This window comes from Sulfitobacter sp. HI0129, from assembly GCF_001635395.1.
Lineage (GTDB): Bacteria > Pseudomonadota > Alphaproteobacteria > Rhodobacterales > Rhodobacteraceae > Sulfitobacter.
In genome coordinates this window covers 1-3,358 of the sequence record NZ_LWGH01000414.1, presented here as the reverse complement: position 1 = coordinate 3,358, position 3,358 = coordinate 1, and the positions used below count along the sequence as shown (strand labels likewise).

The 3,358-nt window shown below is 62.6% G+C and carries 4 protein-coding genes; all 4 read left to right on the top strand.

Going from position 1 to position 3,358, the window contains the following annotated elements; genetic code table 11:
* Positions 1-162 precede the first annotated feature (162 nt).
* Positions 163-1,137: an iron exporter MbfA gene (mbfA, locus tag A3764_RS11110; protein WP_067919479.1), complete on the top strand. Its 975-nt coding sequence runs from the start codon at positions 163-165 to the stop codon at positions 1,135-1,137.
* Between the two features lie 74 nt (positions 1,138-1,211).
* The gene (locus A3764_RS11105; protein ID WP_067919478.1) at positions 1,212-2,141 is read left to right on the top strand and encodes an AEC family transporter; all 930 of its coding nucleotides are present in this window, start codon (positions 1,212-1,214) and stop codon (positions 2,139-2,141) included.
* A 74-nt stretch (positions 2,142-2,215) separates the two neighbouring features.
* The gene (fghA, locus tag A3764_RS11100; protein WP_067919477.1) at positions 2,216-3,049 is read left to right on the top strand and encodes an S-formylglutathione hydrolase; all 834 of its coding nucleotides are present in this window, start codon (positions 2,216-2,218) and stop codon (positions 3,047-3,049) included.
* An 18-nt stretch (positions 3,050-3,067) separates the two neighbouring features.
* Positions 3,068-3,358 (top strand): YaiI/YqxD family protein (locus A3764_RS11095; RefSeq protein WP_067951592.1); only part of this gene is annotated, 291 nt, incomplete at its 3' end.

Sequence of the window (3,358 nt, the reverse complement as noted above, 5' to 3'; positions counted from 1 at the left end):
GCAGCGTCGCCCGATCGGAAGGAAAGGCGGTGCGGATCGTCGACAACCGTCCCCGCTCCGGCGATTGACAGGGCGGGCGCCCGCGCCATCTGTCGCAGGTTATCCGATTGTCGGGGACGGGCGGGTGACCTAAAGTCGCCCCAACCGACCCGGGATTGCCAGATGCGCTTTTCACTGAACCGCAAACGCTTCAAGGACCTGTCCGAACAGGAAATACTCGCGCTCGCCATTTCGTCAGAGGAAGACGACGCGCAGATCTACCGCGGATATGCCGAACGACTGCGGAACGACTATCCCGACACCGCGGCGATTTTCGACGGCATGGCCGCCGAAGAGGATACGCATCGCCAGCGCCTAATCGATCTGCACCGCGAACGCTTCGGCAACGTCATCCCGCTCCTCCGGAGAGAGCATGTTTCCGGCTATTACGCCCGCCGTCCCGTCTGGCTGATCGAGAATCTCGGGCTTGATCGGATCAGGGCGGAGGCCGCCGCCATGGAACAACAGGCGGAGCATTTTTACCTCGCGGCGGCTGCCCGTACGACAGACGCGGCCACGCGCAAGCTGCTGGGCGACCTTGCAGCGGCGGAATCGGGGCATCAGTCCGCCGCCGATAACCTGATGCAGACCAATCTGAGCGAAGACACCCTGCAGGAGGAGGACTCCCGCGCGCACCGGCAGTTCATCCTTACATGGGTGCAACCGGGCCTTGCCGGGTTAATGGACGGGTCCGTTTCTACCCTCGCCCCGATTTTTGCCACCGCCTTTGCCACGCAGGATACATGGACGACCTTCCTCGTGGGGCTCGCAGCCTCCGTCGGGGCGGGTATCTCCATGGGCTTTACCGAAGCGGCTTCTGATGACGGTGAACTTTCGGGAAGGGGGTCACCGGTCAAACGCGGCTTCGCGTCGGGGGTGATGACGACGCTCGGCGGGCTGGGCCACGCGCTGCCCTACCTGATCACGGATTTCTGGACCGCGACGACAATCGCCATCATCGTGGTCTTCGTCGAACTCTGGGCCATTGCCTGGATCCAGAACCGCTACATGGAGACCCCCTTCTTCCGGGCCGCACTTCAGGTCGTTCTCGGGGGTGCGCTCGTTTTCGGGGCCGGCGTGCTGATCGGCTCCGGATGACGGACACCGATCGACAGCAGGCCAATGCGGGATCGTCCGGCCACCATCTTAGCGCGGTGGGCTGACCCAGACGCATGCTCCCTATATTCCTGAAAACACTGCCCTTCTTTGCGCTGATCGGATTGGGCTACTGGGCGGGTCGCAGCCGGTTCTTCACCTCCGAAGCGACAGCCTATCTGACGAAATTCGTCTTCTATTTCGCCCTTTCCGCCATGTTGTTCCGCTTTTCGGCCAACCTGTCGCTGGAAGAGGTCTGGGACACCCGGCTCGTGATCGCGTACCTCTGGGGCACGGCATTCGTATATTGCATCGCCAGCATCGTGGGATTCCTGCGGCGGCTCGATGTGCCTACCAACGCGATCGAGGCGCAATGCGCGGCCATTGGCAATACCGGCTTTCTCGGTGTGCCGATGCTGACGCTGCTGCTCGGCCCCGAGGCCATTGGCCCGGTCATGCTGGTGCTTGCGATCGATCTGGTCATCTTCTCCAGCCTTATCGTGATCCTGATCACCGGGGCGCGCGAAGGGCAGTTGAAACTTGCGATGTTCAAGACCATCGGGCTTGGCCTGATCAGCAATCCCATGGTGGTGGCGATTTCACTCGGCTTCGCGTGGTCGGGGCTGCAACTTCCCATTCCCGAGCCGCTGAACGAATTCCTTGCCATCCTGGGCGGTGCGGCCACCCCCGGGGCCCTTTTTGCCATCGGTGCCTCGCTCGCGACCAAATCGGCGGAACGCCTGCAGATCGCCGCCTGGCTGAGCTTTTGCAAACTGGTCCTGCACCCCCTGCTGGTGGCATTTGCCGCGCTGTTGCTGTTTAAGGTGGACCCCTACAAGGCTGGCGTGATCATTGCCGCCGCCGCCCTGCCGGTGGCGGGCAACGTCTATATGCTGGCGGAACATTACAAGGTGGCGCCGCAGCGGGTCTCTGCGGCGATCCTCGTATCGACGGCGGTCAGTATCTTGACCGTCAGCCTCGTGATCGCGCAGGTATCGAAATTGTAGCAGATCCCGCGCTCACCAGCGCTTCCAATCCCACGGCCCCACGCGGGCTGCGTTCAATCTCTAAGGAGCATTTGATGAAGACGGTATCGAAGAACATCAGCTACGGGGGCACACAAGGTGTCTATTCGCACGACTCGGCGGTCTGCGGCTGCGAAATGACATTCGGCCTTTTCCTGCCCGAGGAAGCGAAAGACGGCCCTGTGCCCCTGCTCTGGTATCTGTCGGGGCTGACCTGCACCCATGAAAACGCGATGACAAAGGCCAATGCCCAATGCTGGGCCGCGGAACACGGCATCGCGATCATCTTTCCCGATACATCGCCCCGGGGCGAAGACGTTCCCGATGACGAGGCCTATGACCTCGGCAAGGGGGCCGGGTTTTACGTGAACGCCACACAGGACCCCTGGGCCAAGCATTTCCGCATGTGGGATTACATTGCCGACGAACTGCCCGAGCTTCTGGGCCGTGAATTCGCGCTCGATATGGAACGGCAGTCGATCTGTGGCCATTCCATGGGGGGTCATGGTGCGCTGACGCTGGCCATGTCGCTCCCGGGGCGCTTCCTTTCGGTTTCCGCCTTCGCCCCGATCACCCACCCCACTGAAAGCGACTGGGGGCGCAAGCAATTGTCGGCCTATCTGGGCGATGATGAGTCCACGTGGCGTGCGCATGATTCAACGCTGCTCATGCGGGAAAAGGGGTTCGACGGTCCGGTGCTGATCGACCAGGGTACCGAGGATCAGTTCCTCGACCTTCTGATGCCCGAAGCACTGGCCGAGGCGGCAGCCAAGCGACGCCAGCAGATGACCTTCCGGATGCAGCCGGGCTATGATCACAGCTATTTCTTCATTTCGACCTTCATGGAAGATCACGTCGCCTTCCACGCCGATGCGCTACATGCGGGCTGACGCCAAGGCGACAACCGCATGACGGCTGTCTACGTCGATGCCGACGCCTGCCCGGTGAAGGAAGAGGCGGAGCGCGTGGCGAGCCGCCACGGCGTGCGCCTCTTTCTGGTGTCGAACGGCGGGCTGCGCCTGTCGCGCAATCCGCTGGTGGAAACCGTCATCGTTCCCGATGGGCCGGATGTGGCAGACATGTGGATCGCCGAGCGCTGCGGGCCCGGTGACGTGGTGATAACGGGGGACATCCCGCTCGCGGCCCGTTGCGTCGAAGCGGGTGCCCGGGTTCTGAAGCACGACGGCGCCCCCCTCACC

Excerpts from the sequence above, each read along its gene's own strand:
- mbfA (WP_067919479.1), top strand. The coding sequence starts at position 163 with ATGCGCTTTTCACTGAACCGCAAACGCTTCAAGGACCTGTCCGAACAG.
- A3764_RS11105 (WP_067919478.1), top strand. The coding sequence starts at position 1,212 with ATGCTCCCTATATTCCTGAAAACACTGCCCTTCTTTGCGCTGATCGGA.
- fghA (WP_067919477.1), top strand. The coding sequence starts at position 2,216 with ATGAAGACGGTATCGAAGAACATCAGCTACGGGGGCACACAAGGTGTC.